General features: G+C 45.1%; 25 protein-coding genes. 1 reads left to right on the forward strand and 24 read right to left on the reverse strand.

Going from position 1 to position 23100, the window contains the following annotated elements:
- Positions 1-112: 112 nt before the first annotated feature.
- The 24 genes from BLQ13_RS01775 to BLQ13_RS01885 form a co-directional block, all read right to left on the reverse strand.
- Positions 113-457 carry a hypothetical protein gene (locus tag BLQ13_RS01775; RefSeq protein WP_139168841.1) on the reverse strand — a complete coding sequence of 115 codons (345 nt, stop codon included), beginning with the start codon at positions 455-457 and terminating at the stop codon, positions 113-115.
- A 74-nt stretch (positions 458-531) separates the two neighbouring features.
- Complete coding sequence (locus BLQ13_RS28400; RefSeq protein WP_167375614.1) at positions 532-702, reverse strand: hypothetical protein; 171 nt, start codon at positions 700-702, stop codon at positions 532-534.
- 267 nt (positions 703-969) lie between these two features.
- Positions 970-1872 carry a carbohydrate ABC transporter permease gene (locus tag BLQ13_RS01780; protein ID WP_090915344.1) on the reverse strand — a complete coding sequence of 301 codons (903 nt, stop codon included), beginning with the start codon at positions 1870-1872 and terminating at the stop codon, positions 970-972.
- A 13-nt stretch (positions 1873-1885) separates the two neighbouring features.
- On the reverse strand, positions 1886-2785 hold the full coding sequence (locus BLQ13_RS01785) for an ABC transporter permease (RefSeq protein WP_090915693.1): 900 nt from the start codon (positions 2783-2785) through the stop codon (positions 1886-1888).
- A 185-nt stretch (positions 2786-2970) separates the two neighbouring features.
- Positions 2971-4629: an ABC transporter substrate-binding protein gene (locus tag BLQ13_RS01790; protein ID WP_090915346.1), complete on the reverse strand. Its 1659-nt coding sequence runs from the start codon at positions 4627-4629 to the stop codon at positions 2971-2973.
- Between the two features lie 142 nt (positions 4630-4771).
- A complete protein-coding gene (locus BLQ13_RS01795) occupies positions 4772-6325 on the reverse strand; it encodes a response regulator transcription factor (protein ID WP_090915348.1) in 1554 nt (517 codons plus the stop codon).
- 25 nt (positions 6326-6350) lie between these two features.
- On the reverse strand, positions 6351-8096 hold the full coding sequence (locus tag BLQ13_RS01800) for a sensor histidine kinase (protein ID WP_244159176.1): 1746 nt from the start codon (positions 8094-8096) through the stop codon (positions 6351-6353).
- A gap of 4 nt (positions 8097-8100) precedes the next feature.
- Entirely contained in the window at positions 8101-9219 is a 1119-nt protein-coding gene (locus BLQ13_RS01805) for a response regulator transcription factor (protein ID WP_090915695.1), read from the reverse strand.
- Between the two features lie 241 nt (positions 9220-9460).
- Positions 9461-10459 carry an endo-1,4-beta-xylanase gene (locus BLQ13_RS01810; protein ID WP_090915353.1) on the reverse strand — a complete coding sequence of 333 codons (999 nt, stop codon included), beginning with the start codon at positions 10457-10459 and terminating at the stop codon, positions 9461-9463.
- A 134-nt stretch (positions 10460-10593) separates the two neighbouring features.
- Positions 10594-10941, reverse strand: a complete 348-nt coding sequence (locus BLQ13_RS01815) for a hypothetical protein (RefSeq protein ID WP_090915355.1) — start codon at positions 10939-10941, stop codon at positions 10594-10596.
- Between the two features lie 144 nt (positions 10942-11085).
- Positions 11086-11958 carry an aminoglycoside phosphotransferase family protein gene (locus BLQ13_RS01820; protein WP_090915357.1) on the reverse strand — a complete coding sequence of 291 codons (873 nt, stop codon included), beginning with the start codon at positions 11956-11958 and terminating at the stop codon, positions 11086-11088.
- 11 nt (positions 11959-11969) lie between these two features.
- A complete protein-coding gene (locus BLQ13_RS01825; RefSeq protein ID WP_090915359.1) occupies positions 11970-12464 on the reverse strand; it encodes a DinB family protein in 495 nt (164 codons plus the stop codon).
- A 67-nt stretch (positions 12465-12531) separates the two neighbouring features.
- The gene (locus BLQ13_RS01830; protein ID WP_090915361.1) at positions 12532-12822 is read right to left on the reverse strand and encodes a hypothetical protein; all 291 of its coding nucleotides are present in this window, start codon (positions 12820-12822) and stop codon (positions 12532-12534) included.
- Positions 12822-13331 carry a hypothetical protein gene (locus tag BLQ13_RS01835; protein WP_090915363.1) on the reverse strand — a complete coding sequence of 170 codons (510 nt, stop codon included), beginning with the start codon at positions 13329-13331 and terminating at the stop codon, positions 12822-12824. The genes BLQ13_RS01830 and BLQ13_RS01835 overlap by 1 nt, the downstream gene beginning before the upstream one ends.
- Positions 13332-13516: 185 nt before the next feature.
- A complete protein-coding gene (locus tag BLQ13_RS01840) occupies positions 13517-14047 on the reverse strand; it encodes a DinB family protein (RefSeq protein WP_090915365.1) in 531 nt (176 codons plus the stop codon).
- A 149-nt stretch (positions 14048-14196) separates the two neighbouring features.
- A complete protein-coding gene (locus tag BLQ13_RS01845; RefSeq protein WP_090915366.1) occupies positions 14197-15141 on the reverse strand; it encodes a GNAT family N-acetyltransferase in 945 nt (314 codons plus the stop codon).
- Positions 15142-15153: 12 nt separating this feature from the next.
- On the reverse strand, positions 15154-15777 hold the full coding sequence (locus BLQ13_RS01850) for a hypothetical protein (RefSeq protein ID WP_090915368.1): 624 nt from the start codon (positions 15775-15777) through the stop codon (positions 15154-15156).
- Between the two features lie 78 nt (positions 15778-15855).
- Entirely contained in the window at positions 15856-16983 is a 1128-nt protein-coding gene (gene dnaN / locus BLQ13_RS01855; protein ID WP_090915370.1) for a DNA polymerase III subunit beta, read from the reverse strand.
- A 32-nt stretch (positions 16984-17015) separates the two neighbouring features.
- The gene (locus tag BLQ13_RS01860) at positions 17016-17741 is read right to left on the reverse strand and encodes a DUF1361 domain-containing protein (RefSeq protein ID WP_090915372.1); all 726 of its coding nucleotides are present in this window, start codon (positions 17739-17741) and stop codon (positions 17016-17018) included.
- A 33-nt stretch (positions 17742-17774) separates the two neighbouring features.
- The gene (locus BLQ13_RS01865; RefSeq protein ID WP_090915374.1) at positions 17775-18203 is read right to left on the reverse strand and encodes a GNAT family N-acetyltransferase; all 429 of its coding nucleotides are present in this window, start codon (positions 18201-18203) and stop codon (positions 17775-17777) included.
- A gap of 12 nt (positions 18204-18215) precedes the next feature.
- Complete coding sequence (locus tag BLQ13_RS01870; protein ID WP_090915376.1) at positions 18216-18686, reverse strand: GNAT family N-acetyltransferase; 471 nt, start codon at positions 18684-18686, stop codon at positions 18216-18218.
- 221 nt (positions 18687-18907) lie between these two features.
- The gene (locus tag BLQ13_RS01875; RefSeq protein ID WP_090915379.1) at positions 18908-20137 is read right to left on the reverse strand and encodes an amidohydrolase; all 1230 of its coding nucleotides are present in this window, start codon (positions 20135-20137) and stop codon (positions 18908-18910) included.
- A gap of 38 nt (positions 20138-20175) precedes the next feature.
- Complete coding sequence (locus BLQ13_RS01880) at positions 20176-20730, reverse strand: methylated-DNA--[protein]-cysteine S-methyltransferase (protein ID WP_090915381.1); 555 nt, start codon at positions 20728-20730, stop codon at positions 20176-20178.
- 33 nt (positions 20731-20763) lie between these two features.
- The gene (locus BLQ13_RS01885) at positions 20764-21486 is read right to left on the reverse strand and encodes a DNA alkylation repair protein (protein ID WP_090915383.1); all 723 of its coding nucleotides are present in this window, start codon (positions 21484-21486) and stop codon (positions 20764-20766) included.
- A gap of 162 nt (positions 21487-21648) precedes the next feature.
- Between BLQ13_RS01885 and mgtE the strand changes: the two genes are divergently transcribed.
- Entirely contained in the window at positions 21649-23019 is a 1371-nt protein-coding gene (gene mgtE, locus BLQ13_RS01890) for a magnesium transporter (protein ID WP_090915385.1), read from the forward strand.
- Positions 23020-23100: the final 81 nt, after the last annotated feature.

The raw sequence follows: 23100 nt of genomic DNA on the forward strand, positions 1-23100 counted from the left end.
ATATTACATCTACCCTATTTATAAGCGTTACTTATCAAGTGTAATGAACAACGGCTCGGATGTAAATGGGTGTCCTCATTCTGTCTTCAATACACAATTCCGACAAGCTTTGTTAGGCTGTAACTCCAGACTGCAACGCGCCAAAGTAAGGCTTCAACATCGTTTCGAAATTTGCGTCTTGTTCTTCAATCTGCTCAACATACGTCCACAATAAACGTTCTTCTGTGTCGATGTTTATTACCTCAAACTCCATCTGCCGAGAGGCCCATATCGTAACCTGCCCTATAGCTCTCTCCGATTCATGAACATATCCAATGAAAGGATCGGGAGTACACTCCTTCTCATTTTCAGGATTTCCTTTTCTCTCTTCCGTAGAGATCTGGAGCACCTGCAGTTGTTCCTGTTTACGTTGCATCCAGCATCGGAATGAATCCAGCGAAAACGGTCGTGACAGCAATCCAGCACCTCCTCTCCAAAATTGTACACCAAATAGCCAATCCTCTGCCGGGACCGGCTCCATGGTACCATATACTAATTCAGCGTATGACTCCCTCTACGTTTATACCAGTCTATCCCCATCATCAAGATAAACATCCAGAACGCAAATATTAGAGGTTTACCGATCCTTCCCTCTCCGAAAATAAAATAGGCCATTGCGAAATTCCCGATAAACGTTAACGCATTATTACGGATACTTTCCATCTTATTCAACTCCATCTTGAATTCGATTTATAACTCTTCAAGATATATCGTTTCGGCTCGATCTTCATTCCATTGAACCGCTGACTCACAAGACTACTCTATATTATTGAAAATTATAACATATACAACAAATAATTAGATGTCATTTTCTTTTCATTTTGCTTATACATGCGTATACCAAAAAAAGCCGGCCTCACTCGGCCGACTTCTTTAGATCCTACTATAATTCGTTTCCTAACGATGATAACTCATCATTGCTGCTTCTTACTATTCCTTCACACTACCCAGTTGCAATCCGTGTACAAAGTACTTCTGCAAGAACGGATACACGACCAGGATTGGCAATGCTGCAACAATAGTGATCGCTGCCCGGATTGATATCGGCGTAACCATGTTACGCGCTTGCCCCATATCTGCCCCGCTGGATACCGCAGCACTGCTGTTGGTGTTCATAGAAGAGGATAGCAGTTTCATCAACTCGTACTGCAACGTACTCAGGTTTTGCTTGGATGAAGCGTACAGGAACGTATCAAACCAAGAGTTCCATTGCCCTACCGCAATGAACAACGCGACAGTTGCGAGCACAGGCTGACACAACGGTAAAATGATCGACATAAACGTTCTGAAATCGCCCGCACCATCAATCTTGGCTGACTCAATCAGTCCTTCAGGCAACGTCTGAATATACGTCCGAATAACGATCATATTAAACGCACTGATCAGACCCGGAATGATGTATACCAAGAAGTTGTTAAGCAAATGCAAATCTTTGATCAGGAAGTATGTTGGAATGAGACCTGCACTAAAATACATGGTCAATACAACGATAATCGTGATCGGTTTGCGCAGAATATAGTCTTTGCGGCTCAGTGTATATGCCAGCATGGAAGTGAGGAACAAGCTGAGAACAGTACCTAGTACAGTTCTGGCAACCGAGACCCCAAAAGCCGCGAATATGGTGCCACCCGCAAATACAGCTTTGTAGTTTTGGGTAGTCCATTCCCTCGGCAACAGATAGATTCCGCCCCGAATCGTATCATTACCCGCATTAAAAGAAATAGCCAGTGTGTTCAAAAATGGATATAAGGTCACTACTGCAATAAAGATCATCAGCAAGCCGTTAAATGTGTGGAAGACAATCGGCTCAACTCGAGATTTGTTTATTCCCATCGATGTGTCCTCCTCATATTAATCGGTCTTCGCCGAATCGTTTGGATATTGAGTTAGCCGCAAATATCAGAGTGATACTGACGACCGTTTTGAATATACCGGCTGCGGTAGCTAGTGAATAGTTACCGATCTGTAGCCCGTATTTCAAGACAAAGATGTCAATGGTCTGAGACCAGTCAACAACGACACCATTTCCAAGCAAGTACTGGACTTCGAATCCGGCTTCCAGAATCCATCCCATGTTCATAATCAACAAGATAATGACGATGGACTTGATGCCAGGCAACGTAACATACAACATTTTTTTATACCGGTTAGCTCCATCAATCTCAGCCGCTTCATAGAGTGAAGGGTCAATGGAAGTGATCGCAGCCAGATAGATGATTGCATTCCAGCCGACTTCTTTCCACACGTGTGATGCACCGACAATACCCCAGAAATACTCTGGAACGCTGAGCCACATAATCGGTTCTTTAATGAATCCCAGCTTCATCAGCACCACGTTCACAATCCCGCCATCAACCGATAACGAACTGGCTACAATGCCCGTAACGATGATCCATGACAGGAAGTGAGGCAGATATGAGATCGTTTGAATCGTGCGCTTGTACAGCTTGTGTTTGATTTCATTCAGCAAAATCGCAAAAACAATGGCTGTTACAAAGCCAAGAATCATGTTAATTAAACTCATCGCGATCGTATTGCGAAGCACGTTCAGAAACGCGTCGTCCGTAAGCAGAAACTTGAAGTGCTTAAGTCCGACCCACTCCTGTTGCGAGAATTTCTTCGCTGGACTGTAATTCTGGAACGCCATAACCCAGCCCCAGATCGGATAATACGAGAAAACCAAAATATAAGCGACGATGGGCAGAGACATAAACATCAGTTGTTTTTGACTGCGCAGGCGCTTCATCAGAGGCGTCTTGGTCACAACGGTTGGAGCAGATTTTTCCTGTATGGCTCCCGGCGTATTCGCCATCTTTCACTCCTCCTATCAACGTACAGCGGATTTTAGGGATGAATTGCTCGGAAGGCACAAGGCATGATTTACATCCATGCACCTGACACCTTCCGAGCTAATCCAACAGCCGCTTTTATTTATTTCACGGTCCAGTTCTGAATCCGCCATTGTAATTGCTCATTGATTCGGTCTTCATACGCTTTCACGTTGATTTTCTTGTAAGCGTCCACATACTCGCTCCAGATCGAATCAAATTGATCTGAATTGGACATGATCGCTCTAGGCAAGTACTTCAGCGATGTATCGGTCATTTGTTTGTTGGCTACCGAAGCATCTGAACCTTCTTTCAAGTCCACTTGCCATGCTGGATAATACACTGGGTTTTCAGGTGCAGGAGAGAAGAAATCACTCCATGTTTTGAAACCGTATGCATCCAACAATTCTTTATCCTCTTTCTTCAAGCCATCATAGAATTCTTCAGGCTGATTGGTAGCACCAATCGCGTTGCCATCCGAGAAAGTACCTTCCATTTTCGGTGCTGCACCGTAGAAACCTTCTGCTTTGTTAGCCAGTTTCCATGCCGGGTCTTCCTGCTGAAGACGTTGTTCAGGTGTACGATAGAATCTGCCTTTATCGTTAACCATGTAGTCTACGCCCTCTTCACCCCAAGACAGCAACTTTTGATACTTCTCATCCATCAACTTATCCAGGAATTCCAGGATTGCAACAGGATCTTTAGCATCTTTACTGATACCAAAACCGTTGTTCAAGTTGATAACCGGACGATCCAGGTAGTGATCCTTAATGCTTGTGTCATATACAAGTGGGAAACCAACATACGTTTCACCAATTTTGTTCTGAGCTACGAGCGGATCTTCACCTTGCTGAAAGTTCCAGTGTTGGTCAAACATACCGACAACGCGTCCAGATGAGATTTTAGCCAGATACTGGTCATAGTTCTGAACGAAAGCTTCTTTATCAAGCAGTCCTTCATTATAGAGACTGTTCAGCTCTTTATAATATCTTTTCGAAATATCTTTATCCGCGAATACGCTTGCAACGCCCTTATCATCAACAACAACCCCGCCATCATTTGGATGACCTGTCAAATGCTCTGGCGGATTGAGCAGTGGGAAGGTTCTCCAGTCGGAAGCCAAAGTTGTGAAACCAATCGTTGGCTGTCCATCCGCTGTTGTTGGATGTTTCGCAGTATAATCCCGAATCAGTTTCATATACTCATCAAGTGTTTTCGGTGTTGGATATCCGGCTTCTTTCAGTACCTGTTTTTGAATCCAGAACGCAGGACCGGAATAGTAGTTACTGATGAACTCACCTGTGTATACGCCATAGTTTGGCAACCAGTAGATATGTCCATCACTGGAATCTTTCATTCGTTCCCAATCTTTTGCATAATGCTTTTTGAGGTTCGGTGCATGCTTCTCAATCAGATCCTCCAGTGGAATAACCGCACCAGCCGCAACCAGTTTGGTATCTGCTGTAATCAGATCCGGGTATTCTCCACCCGCAACCATAACACCTAGCTTCTGTTGCAAGTCACCGACCAGAAACTCCATGTTTAGTTTGACACCCAGCTCATCCTCAATCTTTTTGTAGATGCGGTTATCCGCTGCAGGTGCCTGATTTGGTGTACCAATAAATGCCGAGATGTTTAATACTTCCTTACCATCGGGTGTCGTCGTTTTGGCCTCTTCTCCACTGCATCCTGCCAGTGCCAGAGTTAGTGCCAGAACAAGAGAAACGGAACCCCAAAGTTTCTTTTTCTTCAATCCCCCCATGTATTGCGCCTCCTTGGAAGTGGTTTGCCTTACTGATTTCATTATGAGGAAATGTATGCGGTTTCAAAATAAACAGATTTAAGCATCTCCCCCCCTTAATTGCAGGAGGTCTTGAACCGGATCAACCCTCCTTATATGTGCTCTACTTAGCATGCTTAAGGCGATACTCAGCCGGCTTCAGCCCTGTTCTGCGCTCGAACTGTTTCAGGAAATGCTGGTAACTCTTATAACCAACCTGCTCTGCAATCGCACATGAAGCATCGTCTGAATCTCTGAGCAGTCTCATCGCTTCCTCTATCCTAAGATCATGTACCATGTCCAGAACACCCTTGCCATATTTGCGCATAAAAGATTGGCCCAGATGCACAGGATGCATGAAGAATCTCTCGGCAAGCTCCTTAATGGTAAAGGTCTCTCTAAAATGCGCTTGCAAGTATTCAGCTACCATCGCCTGTGTTCCACCAAGCTGTTTTTGACGTAGAGATGATGCCACAGCTTGACACTTCAAGCAAAACTTTTCCATCATACTCGCTGATTTTTCGATGTTCCAGTGATACCGGTCATCGGAATGAAAGGCTGTATCCAGCAAAAGATCCTTCGTTTCTCCTCCAAGCTCCTTGCATAGAGAAAAACCGCGGAATAAAATCTGGGTCATGAATATGTGCACAAATTCAGGTGCAGTCTTGTTCATTACAAATTGATGGAATGCTTCTCTAATCGACAGACTTAATTGTTCTGGCGAACCGTTCTCCAGATGCTCCATAATGAAATCCACTTCACGGAGAGATTCGGGATTAAATCTTAGACGTTGTTCCTGAAGATCTTCGGCGAATAGCAGATTCCCTTGGTGCAGAAACAAAAAACGCTCCGTCTCGACAGCCATACTTCTGGAAAGAGATAAGGCTTCCGGTTGCTGCACAGGCAAACCTACGGCAAACTGAACTCCGTCTGGAACAACTTCATTTAAGTCAGACAACAACCTTTCCGCAAAATCCCGATGATCTTTTCCTTGCCATGTTTCTAACTCTAAAGACACTTCACCCCAGACAATACCGCAGGCATCCTGTTCATTTTCCACCACATAACAGCACGGTTCACGGCTTACGGTCTCATGAATCACCGAGCGAATCTGACCAGAATCAGCACGCTGAAATCTCACTTTCACATACGTCCACTTCTGAGCTTGCTCATACAAATGAGCGATATCGTGAGCCATCTGTTCTGCATCCTCAACTTCCTGTCCGGTAACCAGTGTAGCCAAAACATGCCGTGTTTCCTGTACTTTGGCCTGTTCACGAACAACTTCACGCTCTTGCTTCTCCTTCAACTCCTGCGCCAGTCGCTCCAGCATATCGTCCGCTTCCATCGTATCCACAGGTTTGGTTAAGTAATTGCTGACGCCAAGACGAATAGCCTGCCTCGCGTAATTAAAATCGCTGTAGCCACTTGTAATGACAAACATTGTGGAATCGTGCCCCAGACGGCGTGCCTCTTCAATCAATTCCAGTCCGTTCATCGCTGGCATATGAATATCCGTGACAACCAGATCAGGTTTACTCGTACGGATCGCTTCGACTGCCTCTTCTCCATTCGTACACACACCGTTAATTTCAAAACCGAATTTTCGCCAATCAATTAACAACTGCAGGCCTTCAATCGCAAACGGCTCATCATCCACCAATAGAACTTTATACATCTTGCTGTCCCCCTTTGTTCATCAGTCACAGTCTATCTGTCGGAATATGAAATCCGGCTTCCGTACCGCTGCCCTTCTCACTGCGAATCGTGAACGTTGCATCCCCTTCATAAAATAATTCCAGGCGGCGATAGACATTACGAATGCCCACATGTGAACCGTCCTTCGCCTGATCCGAGCGTACGTCCTGTATTAATTGCCGCAGTTTATCCTGCTCCATCCCGATCCCGTTATCGATAACCCGAATAACCAGTCCGGATTCACCTAGCTTTGCGGTAATATGAATTAATCGCCCATTTTTGCGTGCTTGCAATCCATGTTTGCACGCATTCTCCACCAGCGGCTGAATACTCATACGCGGAATACGTTTGCCCGCAGCCTTTGGATCAATATCCAGAGTATAATCAAACAACTCTCCGAATCTGAACTTCTCAATTTGAAGATAAAGTGTTGTGAATTGTAACTCCTCTTCGAGTGGGATCAAGTTGTCTGATCTGCTGAGCAACTGTCTCATGAGTAAAGATAAGCTTTTAATAATCTCAGATACTTCGGTATAGCCGTTTTTAGTGCTTACGACGAGTAATGCGTTCAGTGTATTAAACAGAAAATGTGGATTCATCTGGCTCTGGAGCATAGATAACTCCGTTCGGACTTGATCCAGTTCCAGATCCTTGTGCCTGATCTCCAGTTTGTATACGTCGTTAATCAGGGAATGGATTTTGCTGATCATCATATTAAACGTGCGAATTAACCCGCCAATCTCGTCCCGACCTTCCTGGATCTCGATCAGGTCAAAACGTTCATTCCGCACTTTCTCCATATGCCTTGACAATTTACGGATACGGTAGTGGTACGAACGCAAAATAAAGTAAATGAGCACCGATGGTACGATGACACTGATAATCGCCAGCCACAAAATGGAATTACGCGCTTCGTCCAACAACTGATCCACATGCCGCGTATCCGCAACACCGATCAGCTTCCAGCCGTCCAGATAAGCCAGATTACCAAGTGACTTCTCCATGATATATTCGGACTTCGCATCGGAAGACCATCCCTCTGCCGGGAAGCGTGCACTGGAAACGACCGGACGGCTATTTCCGTCCACAAGTCTGAGCTGCAGGCTGTTTGTCTCCCGATTAAGGATGCTGTAAATTCGATTCACTTCGAGATCAATTTTGGAATACTTCGCGTAGGTAGCATATGAAGTAAATGTCTTCATTTTTCCAATGACACTAATTCGCTTCCCGCGGCTAAATCCAGACTGTTCTTCGTAATCAATAACTAAAATATCGCCGTTTGCTTGATTTAACTGCTCCATGCCCGGCAACGACGTCGTTTTGTCCTTCATGACGATGTAGTGACTACCGGTCTGAATGGTATCGTTATCCGTATAAATTCGGACTTCCAAAATATTGGCCGACATATACCGTGTCAATTTGTCACGCAGGAAAACATGATATTCGTTGTAATAATCCACAGGTGACGCGTAGGTACGATCCAGAGCTTCATATAAGGAATCATCGGCGGCAATCATACGGCTTAGCGCCACGCTCTCATCAATCATACCAACCAATTCTCCTGCGGCTCTATCAATCGATTTGCGCAGATTTTCCTGTTCCCGTACTTTGATATCTGCAGATGTTCGTTGATAGAAAAACAGATTAATCGCAATAATCGGTAGCAGAATACTGACCACATAGATCAGCAGAAATTTATATCGAAGGGGGATGTCGTTTACCGTATGAAAAGTCCTCTTCTTCTTATGCACATAATCACCCTTGGTTGTTGTTTTTATATAGAGATGGAAGCTCACCTGTAAGCGCTTTAAATTTTTCTGTAAAATACTCCGCATCATGATAGCCCAATTCAAATGCAATATCTGAGATTTTCATATTGGTTCGGCGGAGCATCCTGCGTGCCTCTTCAATACGAAGACGATGAACATATTCACTGAAGCTGACTCCCATCTCACGCTTGAACTGCTGACCTAGATAAGCCGAGTTGACATGAATGTGATTAGCGAGCTGCTGCAGCTTGATTTTGGTACGATAATGCTCCTTCAGATACTGGACAGCCTCTGCCACCAGACCACTGGAACCTGGATCAGCCTGAGCCATTGAAGCAAACGTTTCCGTAATCCGAATAAACAATTTCTTCAAGTCCCCCATGAACCAACTCTCTGTATGATGCCAGGTTCGCACTTGGAGAAGAGTCTGATCTGCTCCGATCATGCTATATCTGCGTAGTAGTTCTCCATGGATGTATCTGACTGCGCTTTGAGCCCAGATCATCGCGGCCCGAGATTCTTGTATCTCCTGTAGCATATCATCAACAATGCGAGCAACGCCTGTTACATCTCCTGCCTCGATTAACGCGATAAACTGCCGTGCCCGCGATGCCATTTTCTCCAGATCCGCCTCATCCAACATGCCGTCGTCATCCGTAGTTGAGTCCAGCATCTCCATGGCGTGATATTGCTCTTCCGCAAGCTTGATCTCTATTTCCTGCCGCTGGGTATCCAGCGGTACGATCAGATTCCGTAATAACTCGTGAATTTCTTCTGGCACCAAAGGTTTGAGCACATATTCATTCACCCGATATCGTATCGCCTGCTGTGCATAACCAAACTCGGAATACCCTGTTACGATCACGATCTGGGAATCATATTTTAACTCTTCACGCATGGTTCGGATCAACCCCAGCCCATCAAGCACAGGCATCTGGATATCGGTTACCACCAAATCCGGATTTACATGATTGATCAGTTCCAGTGCTTCTTCTCCATCGGTCGCAGTTCCACACAACTCATATCCGCAGCCTTGCCAATCGATCATCGTTTTCCAGCCTTCCAGCATAAACGGCTCATCATCTGCTACAATGACCTTGTACATTGGATTCACCTGCCATTTCCCCTTTTTTTCTCCAGTATGGCATCGTACCGTCCATGTGACAATGCTATTATTCGAATAAATCTGCTCTATATATAAGATACTTCAAAAAAGCCTTACAGGCTTACCCCTTTTTATGGGGTCCGCATGTAAGGCTGTAATTCCGAAACACTCAGCAGAGCGCTGTATGCTTAGCTTAAAGGTATATCTAAATTGAGCCTGAAATTTTGCCTTAGTTTTCTTCTTACTTTTGCCCGAGAATGCGCCAAAATGAATCCTTCGGTTGCTGCTTGGTATCGAACACAAATGGCCAGTTTTTGCGGCCACGTACCGGGAAATGATCCAACCACGTATAATGATCAGCCGCACCCCAGAATGTTACAGAAGTAATATTGGATTGATACTCCCGGAACAGCTTGAAAATCTCCTCATACCGTTTCTCCTGAAGCTCCATCATCTCAGACGTTGGCTCTGTCAGATCAGTTCGCGTATCATCATGTTGAAACACAGATACATCCAATTCAGTGACGTGAAGCTGTACATCCAGTGAAGCATAACGTTCAATGGCTTCACGGATCTCTTCTATGGACGGTCCATGAATATTCCAGTGACCCTGCATTCCAATACCATGAACCGGAACCCCTTGATCCAGCAGTGATTTTACTAGATTGTATATTTTCTCCCGTTTGACCGGATTAGTCTCGTTGTAATCGTTGTAAAACAGCAATGCATCAGGATCAGCTTCATGAGCCATATGGAATGCCTGTGCCAGGTAATCTTCTCCCAGCAATCGCAACCATTTTGTATCTCGCATGATCACGTCAGTCTTGTCTTCGATCGCCTCGTTTACCACATCCCATGCGTAGATCTGTCCTTTGTAACGGCCAACAACGGTATCGATATGCTGCTTCAAGCGGGACAACATCAGTTCCCTCGAAGCCGGTCCGCCGGAAGCATCCTCAAACACCCATGCCGGCGTCTGGTTGTGCCATACCAACGTGTGACCACGTACACCTATCGCACGGCCCACTGCAAAATCAACGATCTCATCTGCTGCCTCAAACGTATATTCATGTTCTCGCGGATGAACTTCTTCAAACTTCATCTGATTCTCCGCAGTAACACTATTATAGTGCTTCGCAATAAATTCCCCTTCGGATTGTAGCATTCTCGTATGTACTGCTGCACCTATCTTGAACGCATCGGCATAAGCAGTATGTAGGGACGGAATTTCGGTAGACATCCTGGTTCCTCCTCGCAGATTTATTTCTTCATCATAACGGATAATGAATGCGCTTTCCCTGAACAAAATAAACCTTCTCCCCCCTGAAATTCTACCAATTTCAGCACAAAAAGAAGAAATGCAGGCAATATACGTTATAACTTGTCTATCTGTAGCAAAGTCACTTGCTTCACTGTACATGCCGGGCTGACTTGTTCTTCAGAGAGTACATTAAGCTTGATCAGGCTTTTCAGCTTATGGCTGTCCACCTTGGACAGCAGCCTCCAGATCTCTGGGTCAGGCAACGATGCGTACAGCTTCTGATCGTCATATTCCTTGCGGTGCTGGAGCACCGTTTTCACCTTATATCCGCCTACTTCGGTCTCATATACGCCTTGCTGCGCACAGTATGCCACAATCTCATCTCTCAATACAGATAACTGTTGTTCGATCTCTTTCTGCTGCTGTTTCAGTTCAAAGTAAGTCTGTACCTTCTGTTCCATTACTCATCACGCTCCTCTACTACCATAGGTATGCAGAAAATGCGAGTTTAGGACAGGCTTGTAGGCCACCTTAAAAAGATATTTCGAATACCAAATCGTATTTTTGGAACTTAAAGGAAATGCTCTATAGAGGGGATGTTTCATTTACAACAAGTCTGCTTGGAGGTAAGGGTTACGAACAGCTATATTCAACACACGTCGCATGACTTCTGAATTTCTAGGAACATGACCTTCACGAGAAAGCAGCACCCAGCGTAACCAAGCCAATGCTTCAAACCCCTCCTCCTCATCCAGAGTATCGCCGGCAAGAGCTCGTAATTCGGTCTGATAAAACATTCCCAACTCTCTTTCGTTATAGATGGTAATTAGAAAAACAGACCATGCCGCATCATATCTCGGATCTCCGTACTGTCCGTTGGTCCAGTCTATAACGGTGTATTTTCCATTCATCTCTAGAATATTTCCTAGGTTATAGTCACCATGAATGAAGTGATCCTGTCTGACCTTTATACGTTTCATCAAGTCATGAACAATGTGATGGATATCTTGGTGCTTAGCAACCTGAGGAAAAAAATAGTCAATAAAATTGTAATGAGGAATGTAATCTTGTTTTGCTTCTTTCCTTTGTGGCTCTTTAACACGGACTGTATGCTGGTGGATATCATTTAAAGTCTGAGCAAGCCGTCTTAATATTCCATGATCTAGTCGGGTAACCGGCACACCATCGTAACTTGTTAGTAGCACTTGATTCTGATGTTCATCTGTTCCCCAGCCATATGGCTTGGAAACCTGAATCCCGCTTTGACTCAGCTCGTGCAACAACTGATATTGTTTTCTAATATCCGGGCGTGAGTCCTTATTCCAGATTTTCAGTACATACAGCTGATCATGAAGTTCAACACGCATAACATCCGCTTCCAATCCAGGCTTAAGCGGGATCATCCGATGCTCCTGACCTATTCCTTGCCGAATCGCTTCATCCAGTTGAACCCAGCGAATACTGCTAAGTTGTATCACTTGTACTCACCTCACGGCCCTTTACCATGGTTAGGTTCAATCAATCCTTTGCCTATAACATTAGCAGATACGGGCTCTCGGCCAAGTTCTCTTGCCCATACAGATAACTGCCCTATATGATGAATTTCATGTGCAATTACATGACGCATAACTTCGCCCCAAGCATCGATATGCACGTGTCCGTCGGTTCGACGGTCGATGTAAGTTCTCTTTTCCATGCTCGGCTCCCACAATAAAACAAATGCTTCTACATCTTGATGTAGCTTGCGGTCCAGCTCACGAACAGCTTCGAGCGTCTGGTAGTTTGCAAAATCCTCCGCAGTATCCGGTTTTCCTTGTAGCAGTTGAAGCCAGCTCCACTCGACATCAATGATATGAAAAAAAGTCTTCAGGATACTTCCCACACCACCTATACGCGGTCGAAGTAATTCTTCTGGCGGCAGGTCTGCACACCATGCATACCACTGTTCACGTACGATCCAGTTGTATCGAAAAAAGGTTTCCATACCGTAGCCTCCTATGTTGCTGTACTTAGGTCATTATAGCTTCTTGATCAATTCAATAAATTATTATTCATTCCACTGATTTGTTAGTTAATCTTTTTTTGATATAGACAATCACATGTATTCCAGCATAAATAAATAGAACATTCACGAAATAAACCAGTAAATTAATATGCATATTGGATATAAACCAGATTGATCCGTTTGAATTCGAGACATGATAGTCCGTCAAAAAACGAAGCGGGAATCCATACTCGGTTCGTAAAGGTTCGTTATCATTATTCAGCGTTCCCGGAATAAAAAAGACAGCCAATACAGCGAGCCAAGCCGACAAATTGAATATTTTTTTATGTATCTTCATTATGTCTCCCCCTGTTCCTCCTTAGCCAGATTTCCTCCGTAATAGGTTCCCTCCAGCTCTTGATCCAGGTAACTCTCCAACGCCTGATGGTGCAGTGCGTACCTCGAAATTTTGCTGAAACGGCCAATCTTCGTAACATAAATCTGTTTGCCGTTGTATTGTATCATGACCTGATTGTTATGTTTCAATCTCAGAGCGATGCCCATATGAATGCTGCCCTCAATGCGATCTACAGCCGTCTTCGCTGACGCTGGAGCTTCATTCAACCAATCAACAACTCTGCTTGTTTCTGCTTCATTTAAAACAGCTGCATCAAAACGGATCTGTACTCCGCTGCCACCCTTGGTATATATCGCTTTGCTCGTATCTGCACGGACAATCTCCGCGCTAGATAAAGGGGTTTCAATATCCACAAACCGGTTGTTCATATACACGAAGTACAGGGCTAGCGCTGCTACCACAGTGCCCATAACCAACCAAAATCGTTTGATATTTCGTGTGTTATTCATTCTTCATCACCTCGTAATGTGTGCCATGTCCACCACATGAGCAAACATGCTCAACACCGAATTATGATTTTCAATAATCTTCTGTTCCACGTTTCCACGGGCTCCCACTATTCTTATAATAAAAACAACCTGAATTGAACTTTAGTTACAACCTATTTTATCATTTATTCATTTGCGCCCTCCCTTCATCGATCAGATGTATGAGTGTGGAACCATTTCCGCAACTGATTTATATGCGCCTGATGATAACGATTGTGGTCAGCCATGTGCCAAAGTCCCCAGCGAACAGAAGCTTGCTTTTCATTCGTATGCCCGAAAGTAACTACGATATCCATATCCGCATCCGTAAGAATTGTGCATGTTTCCTGTAGCATGTTCATGATCAACTGATGTTGAGAAATAAGTGTGTCTCTGGATATCCCCGCTATGAAAGGAAGTTTGTTATTTTCATCAATCATGGGACCGTATTGCTCCAACATATCGTAAGGTAACGTTTTTCCTTTGATGCGATACACCCAGTTCAGGTCAACGAACGTGATATGTCTCAGTAACTGAGCTGTACTGTTATATAGGTTGCCAGGTCCTCTGTAATCGACCTCATCCTGTGACATGGAATCCGTGATGGATTTCAGACGATCACTGTTCTCTTTAACCGCGGCGAAAAGCATCCCCGTGACAGAAGGCATATTTTCCTCCCCTTTTAAATCATGAATCATACCCTCACCTCTTCAACAAAGATAAGGCGATCTCACCAGATCGCCCCTGTCGTTAATAATTTTCTTTTTCGATACGCTTGAAGATGCTACCTGTTGTCATAAGGAACTCCTGGGAGCATTTCCGTGAATATCGGTTAAAATGGCAACCTTCATTCCGCTTTCTCCTCAGGAATATACATCGTCTGAATCTCCTGCACACCTTGCACAAAACCTAAATTCAGATATACAGACTCGGCATCATTGCCTTCCATCACATACAGTCGCAAAAATGGATAGTGCCCCTTGAGCATCGTTAATGCTCTTTGTAACATTTGGGTAGCAATTCCTCTGCCTCTGTACGAGGGGATTACGCCTATACTGTATACCGCAGCCTGATTGTCCTGTAGACATAAGCGGCAGTTGGCGACCAATTGACCCGTTGCTTGATCGTGTACCAATGTAGATGCCTGAGTCAGGATTTCATTTGTATAGTTAGGATCTTCGTCAGGTGCAAAATCTTCAAGAGAGAATTTTTTTCTACGCGTTGCTTCCAAACTTCCAACAAAACTCTCCAGATCACACTGGGCGATTTCCTCTTCGTTTACATATTTGAAGCCACCTGATTCTTTTCCAATAATCTCTGGGCTCTTAACAGTCACCCTGCTGTCCCAATCCACCTCGAAATGATCCGTAGGACGCTGCATCCAGCGGCATCTGAATTCGGCCGGCCAAAATCCCGCTCTCGCAAACCAGTCCACTTGACCTGGTAGAATCTCAAATGTCAGAATTCGTTTACTCCGATCCGACCACTGCATTAATTTCTGTTTCAGCAGCTTGACGATCTCAAAGCCTTGCTGGAATGGCGGAATGAGAAACAAATGATACATCTTGTTAGGCTCCATTCGTACACCACCTATTTTACTTTCCCCCCGATAGATCCAGTACGCGCTGCACCTTGTGGAACTGAACTCTTCTTCCCTGAAAAATCCGACATAACCCATATCATAATAGATGGTACAAAATAATCTCCACTCCGTAACATCCGCAAGGCGAATCGAGTATTCATCCGACAGATCATATTGAAGTGTATCTGCAGACCATTCTGTTAAATGCATATGTCCTTCCTCCTAAGCCGGGTATCCGATTTCTGCAATGTCCTCTTCCAACTCATCTAACTCGATCTCCGGGTTTAATGCCTGCAACAGTTGTTCGTTTAACGGTTTCATGTCAAAAACATGCCGGATCAGCTCTAGATCAAGTTCAATCTCGTAGTAATTCTGGGCCCATGCATGGTAGTGCTCCGCACCGCCCACAAGAACTTGAAGTAGAGCATAGGGTTCATCCGCGAGCTGTTGACTCGAAATCCATTCATTATTTCCCTTTTCATTCCAGATGCAGAAGCTGGTCTGATTCATCATAAAAGCAGGCTCGTCCAGAAACGTCTTTTTGAAATCTGCCGGCACACCCTCCAATACATCACCAAGTTGATCTTGATGTAGGGAAGCATAAGCTTTGTCGTAACCTTTGATGATTAAACTATTGCTCGAATCAAATAACGCGAAATAGTGATCTCCTTCCCCGTCTCGCATCGAAGCCATCTGTTCATTCGCATCCCACTGTGCATTGTACGAATAATACCTGTACTCCCATTCTGGCATTAGAATCGCATCCAGCATTGCTACTGCCTTGAAGATTCGCTGACATTCAGAAATGCTGGGCAATTGATGGATAAAATCAGAAGCATCTTTCATGTTGTACCTCCTCAATGGTAGTATGGATATTTCCGATTCCTAACTCTCTAGTTCTATTTAAGAGCAGACTTAACAAAATCAGCCAGCTGTTCGAGCCGCCATAATTAACTGCAATACTCCGCTTTTTTCTTCTGACGTGAAAAGAATCATCTGCATCCCTTGATTAATCTGTATCTGTACCCGCTCTGCACCCAGAGCCTTCAAAGCTTCCAATGCATAACCCACATTCAGCGATACTTTACATTCCGTCCCTAGATAATTCTGAATATCCAGAGACTCCAAGGCTTGATTCACTTGACTTGAGGCATCGAATACAACTTGTTCCGCTTGCACGTTCATTTGTATCAGATTGGTTTTCTCCTGAGATGCAATGATCGCAACCCGATTCAATGCTGAAACAAGAGCAGATGTATGCACGACGAAACGAGCGACATAAGCCGAATCCTCACTTATATCAACGTTTGGATAGTTTCCTGTGATGGAATGAGTAATAAGCTCAAAATCGTTACCGATAAACTTGATTTTTGTTCTGCACCATCTCACATGAATAAGGTCATCCCCGATAAGTTTCTCAAGTTCATTAAGGGTTCGACCGGGAACGATAACTACTTCACTTGTGGCGGTCACCTCGGAGGCTAACGTTTGCTCTACCTTGCCCAACCGATATCGGTCACAGCCAATCATGATTAATGTATGATCCTTGACCTCCATCTTCACTCCTGTAAGTGTAGGCATATGTTCTTTTTTCTGAACCGCAAACAAGGTTTGACGAATGGCATCTCTGAAATTTGTTCCATGGATAGTAAACAACGTATGATCCTGCATCTGTTCTGGAAATGGATATTCATCGGTCTGCAACAGCTTGAGAATAAAGGTTGATCTGTTCGAAAGGGTGGTGACCCTTAAGCGATTACTCCCCATAGTCTCGGCGGATAACATGATCTCATCCTCGTCCATCTTGCGCACAATGTCAGCCAGAAGTTTCGCGTGAACTGCAACTTTACCCACTTGCTGAATTTGGATATGTTCATCAAGGATCTTCGTCATCAAAAAAGTGGTGCCATTACCACCAATTAGATTGATCCGATCTGTAACCGCCTCCATATATACACACTCAAGCACTTTAACATGCTCATTAGACGAAACAAAACGGACGATTTTGGTTAACTGTTCCATTAAACGAAAGCGGTTTATGATCACTCTCATTGAGGCTACTCCTTGCTATTAGGAAATAAACTCTATCTCGGCATATCCTTTCTTGAACTTATCAATGAAATAATGACATATGCAAATGCCTGGATCACAAACATCAGCGTAACAAACGCCACCGGAAGACCGCTTTCTGAAATAAAATCATTCATCAAATCCATAACAACCTGCCCAGGTCTGGACACGATATCCCATGAATTCCAGCGATTAAATCTCCCGATATATACGCCCAGACCACTTAGAAATAAAATGAATCCGACAATAATCCAGCAAACGAACCTGTGTACGAACAATTGCAGCACATGTTCTATTTGCCTTATAGAACATGTGGAGAGCATCAACCCTAAAATAGCTATACCAAACGTAAGGGTCAGACTGTACCAGAAATCCATCTCGAACCAAAAAGCACTCTCCGGCTGAGCACTAAAATACCGGAATGCATGCAACATTTCTGTAAACAGATAGGCCGCGTTAGGCAGAAAGAACAGCCAGATCAGACCGAGCAAACCTGTCAACGTCATGCCCAGCCATCCGGGTCTCACAGCCTTACGTCGAAAGATAAGAGCAATCATCGTTGAAATGAGAAACGGAACCCATGCCAGAAACATATCCCAGTCTAGGAAGGCATACATACTCGAGCCTGACTTTGCACGCAGATACACCGCAATGCCAAGACAGCATAACGTCATAAGCAGCAATGTGAATGCTAAGGCAATAAATCTTTTGTTCAAAATTCGATCATGTTTATCTATCATCTTGTTGGATTAGTCCTTCTTCTGGAAATAAATTTATAGATATTTTTTAAAGGCTTTGCTGGACTCGCCATCGTATCCTAGCTTTTGATAAAATTGATGGGCCCCTTGCCTGGAAGCTCCGCTAGCGAGGAGGATCTTGGATGCATTCATCTGCAAACATACCTGTTCCACATGTTCCATTAATTCTGTTCCGTATCCGTTGCCTTGCACCTCGCTAGACATAACGACCCTTTCAACCAAACCAAATGGCCGATTTCCTGCCAGAGCATCTAGGCAGATATGTAAATGTGCCGTACCTACCACCTGCTCCCGGACTTCGTACACAAAAAGGAAGCTGTGTTCATGAAGCCTGATCTCTTCAATTCGTTCAGCCAGCACCTCAGTATGCGCGTGGTTGGGCAACAGCTCCCTGTACAATTTGTCAATAGTTGCTGCATCCCTGGCTTCGGCTTCTCTGATCATTTTTTGCCACCTCTACTCTCTAACTTGATAACCTAAAATAATATCGCCGTTATCCTCCAACTCACCCGTTTCCTGGAACCCACAACGCTTGTACAGTGCATTAGCCGCAACATTATGCGGGATATGAGATACCCTGATTTGCCGACAATCCCTTCGCTCCTGCAACATGTGAATAACTTCCTGGATGGCACGTTTCCCATAACCTTGACCCTGATGTTTCCCATCAATCATAAAACGAAGAATCCAATAATGCCCATCTGTATAGATCTCGTTATCAAATAAAATAAACCCGACCATCTCATTCCCTGCATAGATCCCGTAAGGTCTTGAAGTTACTTCCTTGGTCGCATGGATTAAGGAATCCGCATTGCTCGCTACCAGTGTGAGCTGATCTTCCTTCGGTTGCAGAAGGATGCACTCACTTTTATTTTCCTGTGTAATCGGTTGCAAAGTGACTTGTTTCTCCATCATGTTATCACGCATATCTCATTCTCCTTCAACTATGACTGCTTCAATAGTAAAATCATAATCTATCATAACCCAGAATGTGGGTTATGCGTATAAATTCTTCCTCTATATGGGCTATATATGTTGAACTAAAATAGTTCCACACGGTTCATGCCTATTCATGCAAAAAAAGCCACGGTATCCGTAGCTTAATCTTTAACCTTTATTCTGTTCATTACATCTTAAGGGGATGCCTGTTACGCTAGCGATCCACTTACCAAGTGTCCTTGATACCACACAGCCAGCCTTCCAGATCGCCTTGCCACCGCTTCGGCTGCACAACTCGCCTGCACCAGAACAAAGCTTGCTACATCGCCTGCCTTTGGCCATACGCTCTCTCCTGCTGCATTCAGCGAAGTCACTCCGCCCGTAATCGTAGCTATTGACTGGGACAACGATAACTCGTCGCTATATCCATACAGCTCGGCGAAGCGTCCAGCCTTTTCAAGCATATCTCCACTACCAAAAGGAGACCAGTGATCCGTCAGACTGTCTGTCGCCAGTTTCACGTTTACACCCACACGTTGCAACATCGGAAGCGGCATCATCGTTCTGCCAATCGGCACGGTTGAAGCCACACTCATTCCCAGCGATGCCATGCGGCTCGCCATCTCCTCGGCTTCCTGTTTCTCCGCTCCTGCAAACCAGAACGCGTGGCTAACCGTCACCTGACCCTGTAGCCCTGCTTCTTCAGTCAGCCTTACAAGTTCCAGTAACGTTTGCTTGCCAGCTTCGCCACCATCATGCAGATGCATATCGATCCCTGCCTGATGTTTGACTGCCAGTTCCACCATGGTATGCAGCGATTTTTCGATGTTCTCATCTACGGTATACGGATCAAGTCCGCCTACATGTGTTGCCCCCTCTGTCATGGCTTGTCCCATGAGTTCGACCGAGCTGGATCGCAACAGCCCATGCTGAGGGAACGCGACAATCTCTGAAGATATTTTACCCGTGTAATTTTCCAGGGCTTGCTTGGTTGCTTCCAAACGTTTTAATCCACTGACTGGCTCAATATTGCAGTGCGCGCGAACGTGTGTAGAGCCGTAACCCTGTATTAGTGCAAGGATGCTTTCCGCCTGCCGTTTTGCATCGGGTAACAATTTGGGTAGTAATACCTTCTCCTCTTCAATACGATCAAAGATGCTGGAGCTGCGTCTGACCGCTTTCCATGGCCCGTCATAATAGGTTTTGTCCAGATGAATATGTGCTTCTTCAAACGAAGGCAACAATAACAAACCTTTGCCATCCACTCGCGGCAATTCTTCTGTCCATTGCGCCTTTGCGTCCACAATGGCAGCAATAACTCCGTTCTCAATCCGCAGATGAGCAAGACCCGTTTGTGTGCCCGTCACCTCTGCTCCTTCATGAATATATCCTTGTTCCAATCTTACATTGGTCAGCCAGAATACCTGTTGCTGTTGCATTGTCTTTCCCTCATTTCTCTCTTCTCTTTTCTCTTTAATTAAAAATTAAACCGTGCATGTCCGCCATCTGTCACGCCCTCAATTTGTTCAATATCGAGTAATCTGCGCTTCATCTCGAGACCACCACGAAAACCCGTCAGCTTGCGATTGGCACCAATAATCCGGTGGCATGGCAGTAACACTGGAATGGGGTTCGCCCCGTTCGCCGCACCTACAGCCCGCACAGCCGAAGGTCGTCCGATCACGGCAGCGATATCGCCATAGGTACGTGTCTCACCGTATGGCACACGCCCGAGCGCTTTCCATACCTGTTGCTGAAATTCGGTACCGATCAGGTCCAGCGGGATGTCCTCTGTGTAAGCTGTCTTTTCCCCTGCAAAATAGGACTCCAGCCAGTCCATCATGCCCGTCTGTCTTAATGCCTGCTCATTCTCTTCAAGTTTAACACCCGGGGCAATTTTACTAATCCAGCCGTGCCAGTCTTCCAGCGTTTCGTTCGGCATAACGATCCGGCACAGTCCCTTTTCGGTCGCAAGCAGACTCCAGGGACGACTGTCCAGCAACATCGTGGCATACATCATCTTTTGTCTCATTTCATATTCGACCTTTCTTTATATATATCTGAGTCAGGAGCTTGTCTGTTTGGGGGCACTTGTCTGTTTGTTCACCTTGCGTTTCATGCTGCGGATCACTTGTTTGTCCTCCGGTGTCACGCGGTACGATTCCGTAATCTTCTGGAGTGCTTTGTTGTACGTAAAATCATCAAGCGTATTGTTTTGCAAATACGGCATGGTCACCTCAGGTTGCTTCACATACGCGATCGAGATCGCCCAGGCCACTGCCATTTTCACATAATAGGCCTCATGTTTAATCTGATCAAGTAACGGCAACACCTGATGAATATAAGGCGGCTCCAGATAAAAGTTCAACAGCATGACCACGCCAAACCGGATTTCATATTCCTGATCCGACTTGATATAAGGCTGAATGAAGTCCCACATCGCATCCATATGCACTTTCGTATATTTCAGTCCGGCACAGAAGCTGTCACATACCGACCAGTTATCCATTTTGGGTACAAAAGCCGCAATACGTTTTAACAATTCGTCCAGATCTGCTTGGACGTGACCAATGACCATTGCTTGCAACATTACTTCTTCAAAATATTCATCCTGCGCCGTATCCAGGTACGTACGCCAGTCTGCAACGGCAATCTGTTTGGCTATTTTGCGGATCGTCGGCAAGCGCACACCCATCACGTTTGAAATATTCGGTATAAGGGAAGCAGCGAATTTCTGGTATTCTGGCTCAGCCACGCTGAGCAGTTGTGTTCGAATATCGGTTTCCAAGGGCACTGGACCTCCTCGTTGATTACTGTAAAACAAGTATATCCTGAGTGCTTTCTTTTGTAAGCCCATCTCGAATGTTTGAGCAAGATTTCAATATTGTTTAACAACGAATGCATTCCGTTTAAAAATATGAAGCGCACCATTCAGGAAAGGAGTGTCATTATGAACGGTTCTCAAACCAATAAAGAGCTCTCCGTTGAGGAGATCACCCAGCAACTGACACAGCATGTACAATCCCAGAATCTGCCGGAATTCTATAAACTGGTGAAGGAACTGCGTCCCTATGATCTTTCACTCATCTATAAAAAATTCCCTGAAGACGAAAAGAATCGTTTTCTTCTTCTATTTAAACCGGATACACTTGCCGATCTGGCCGAAAACTTAAAGCTGCACGAGCAGGCTGAACTGTTTGAACGACTCGGACCAGAGCGTACGCTGGAAGTCATGCAGCAGATGGACAAAAGTGATCTCATTCGCTTCATGCACGACCTGCCCGCAAAACGCAGGGAAGAATTGTTATCCAGCATGAATCTGGATCACTCCGCCATCATTCGCTCTGTACTCAGCTATCCACCAGAAACTGCCGGACGGATCATGACCGACCGCTATCGTACGTTGTCCACCCACGACACAGCGAAGGAAGCACTGAAGCAATCACAAGGTACGCTGCACCTCTCCCCGTCCAGTTACCTTTATGTCATTGACGATGAAGGCAAGCTGGCTGGTGTCGTTAGTTACCGCTCGCTTGCTCTGGCCGATGACAAAACCAAAGTGGAACAACTGATGACCAGACGTGTCATTCACGCCACCGTAGATATGGATCAGGAAGAGGCTGCCCAGTTGCTCCAGCGTTACGAATTCATCGCCGTTCCGGTCGTCGATGAGAATAATAGGCTGTGCGGGATCATCCAGATGGATGACGTCATTGACATCATTATGGATGAGGCCAGCGAAGACCTCGCCAAAATGGGCGGTGGTGGTAAAGATATTGATTTTGATACCAAACCGCTCGTTGCGGTCAAACGCAGGTTACCTTGGCTTATTTTGCTGTTATTGATTGGCTTGATCTCGGGAAGCATTGTGGATTTTTTTGAAGATACACTGAATCAGGTTGTGGCTCTTGCGTTTTTCATGCCTATGATTGCGGGTATGACGGGAAATACAGGGACGCAATCCCTTGCTGTCGTCGTACGCGGACTTATTGGACGCAAGCTGGACAAGTCAACGGTACTCGCTCTGATTGGACGAGAGATTAAAGTCGGTACGATGATCGGTCTTGTCTGCGGTCTGCTCATTACGGTCATTGCTTATTTCTGGCAAGGAGACTGGTTGCTCGGGATGATTATCGGTGTATCCCTGTTTCTCACGCTAATCATCGGTACACTGACAGGCACATGCATCCCGCTCCTGCTCAGCCGTTTCAAGGTTGATCCCGCAGTGGCATCCGGCCCGTTAATTACAACGCTAAATGATATTCTATCCCTGTTTATCTACTTTGGGATTGCTACACGTTTCATAGGAGCACTGATGTAGCTTCTTGTGCAGTATAACGGACGGCATATGGTGGACGACTTATGGTTCTTATGCACCAAAAGGACCCTGATCATTAGATCA

This window comes from Paenibacillus polysaccharolyticus (genome assembly GCF_900102085.1).
In the GTDB taxonomy this organism is placed as follows: Bacteria; Bacillota; Bacilli; order Paenibacillales; family Paenibacillaceae; genus Paenibacillus; species Paenibacillus polysaccharolyticus.

Excerpts from the sequence above, each read along its gene's own strand:
- BLQ13_RS28400 (WP_167375614.1), bottom strand. The coding sequence starts at position 702 with ATGGAAAGTATCCGTAATAATGCGTTAACGTTTATCGGGAATTTCGCA.
- BLQ13_RS01780 (WP_090915344.1), bottom strand. The coding sequence starts at position 1,872 with ATGGGAATAAACAAATCTCGAGTTGAGCCGATTGTCTTCCACACATTT.
- BLQ13_RS01785 (WP_090915693.1), bottom strand. The coding sequence starts at position 2,785 with ATGAAGCGCCTGCGCAGTCAAAAACAACTGATGTTTATGTCTCTGCCC.
- BLQ13_RS01790 (WP_090915346.1), bottom strand. The coding sequence starts at position 4,629 with ATGGGGGGATTGAAGAAAAAGAAACTTTGGGGTTCCGTTTCTCTTGTT.
- BLQ13_RS01795 (WP_090915348.1), bottom strand. The coding sequence starts at position 6,325 with ATGTATAAAGTTCTATTGGTGGATGATGAGCCGTTTGCGATTGAAGGC.
- BLQ13_RS01805 (WP_090915695.1), bottom strand. The coding sequence starts at position 9,219 with ATGTACAAGGTCATTGTAGCAGATGATGAGCCGTTTATGCTGGAAGGC.
- BLQ13_RS01810 (WP_090915353.1), bottom strand. The coding sequence starts at position 10,459 with ATGTCTACCGAAATTCCGTCCCTACATACTGCTTATGCCGATGCGTTC.
- BLQ13_RS01815 (WP_090915355.1), bottom strand. The coding sequence starts at position 10,941 with ATGGAACAGAAGGTACAGACTTACTTTGAACTGAAACAGCAGCAGAAA.
- BLQ13_RS01825 (WP_090915359.1), bottom strand. The coding sequence starts at position 12,464 with ATGGAAACCTTTTTTCGATACAACTGGATCGTACGTGAACAGTGGTAT.
- BLQ13_RS01830 (WP_090915361.1), bottom strand. The coding sequence starts at position 12,822 with ATGAAGATACATAAAAAAATATTCAATTTGTCGGCTTGGCTCGCTGTA.
- BLQ13_RS01835 (WP_090915363.1), bottom strand. The coding sequence starts at position 13,331 with ATGAATAACACACGAAATATCAAACGATTTTGGTTGGTTATGGGCACT.
- BLQ13_RS01840 (WP_090915365.1), bottom strand. The coding sequence starts at position 14,047 with ATGATTCATGATTTAAAAGGGGAGGAAAATATGCCTTCTGTCACGGGG.
- BLQ13_RS01845 (WP_090915366.1), bottom strand. The coding sequence starts at position 15,141 with ATGCATTTAACAGAATGGTCTGCAGATACACTTCAATATGATCTGTCG.
- BLQ13_RS01850 (WP_090915368.1), bottom strand. The coding sequence starts at position 15,777 with ATGAAAGATGCTTCTGATTTTATCCATCAATTGCCCAGCATTTCTGAA.
- dnaN (WP_090915370.1), bottom strand. The coding sequence starts at position 16,983 with ATGAGAGTGATCATAAACCGCTTTCGTTTAATGGAACAGTTAACCAAA.
- BLQ13_RS01860 (WP_090915372.1), bottom strand. The coding sequence starts at position 17,741 with ATGATAGATAAACATGATCGAATTTTGAACAAAAGATTTATTGCCTTA.
- BLQ13_RS01865 (WP_090915374.1), bottom strand. The coding sequence starts at position 18,203 with ATGATCAGAGAAGCCGAAGCCAGGGATGCAGCAACTATTGACAAATTG.
- BLQ13_RS01870 (WP_090915376.1), bottom strand. The coding sequence starts at position 18,686 with ATGCGTGATAACATGATGGAGAAACAAGTCACTTTGCAACCGATTACA.
- BLQ13_RS01875 (WP_090915379.1), bottom strand. The coding sequence starts at position 20,137 with ATGCAACAGCAACAGGTATTCTGGCTGACCAATGTAAGATTGGAACAA.
- BLQ13_RS01880 (WP_090915381.1), bottom strand. The coding sequence starts at position 20,730 with ATGAGACAAAAGATGATGTATGCCACGATGTTGCTGGACAGTCGTCCC.
- mgtE (WP_090915385.1), top strand. The coding sequence starts at position 21,649 with ATGAACGGTTCTCAAACCAATAAAGAGCTCTCCGTTGAGGAGATCACC.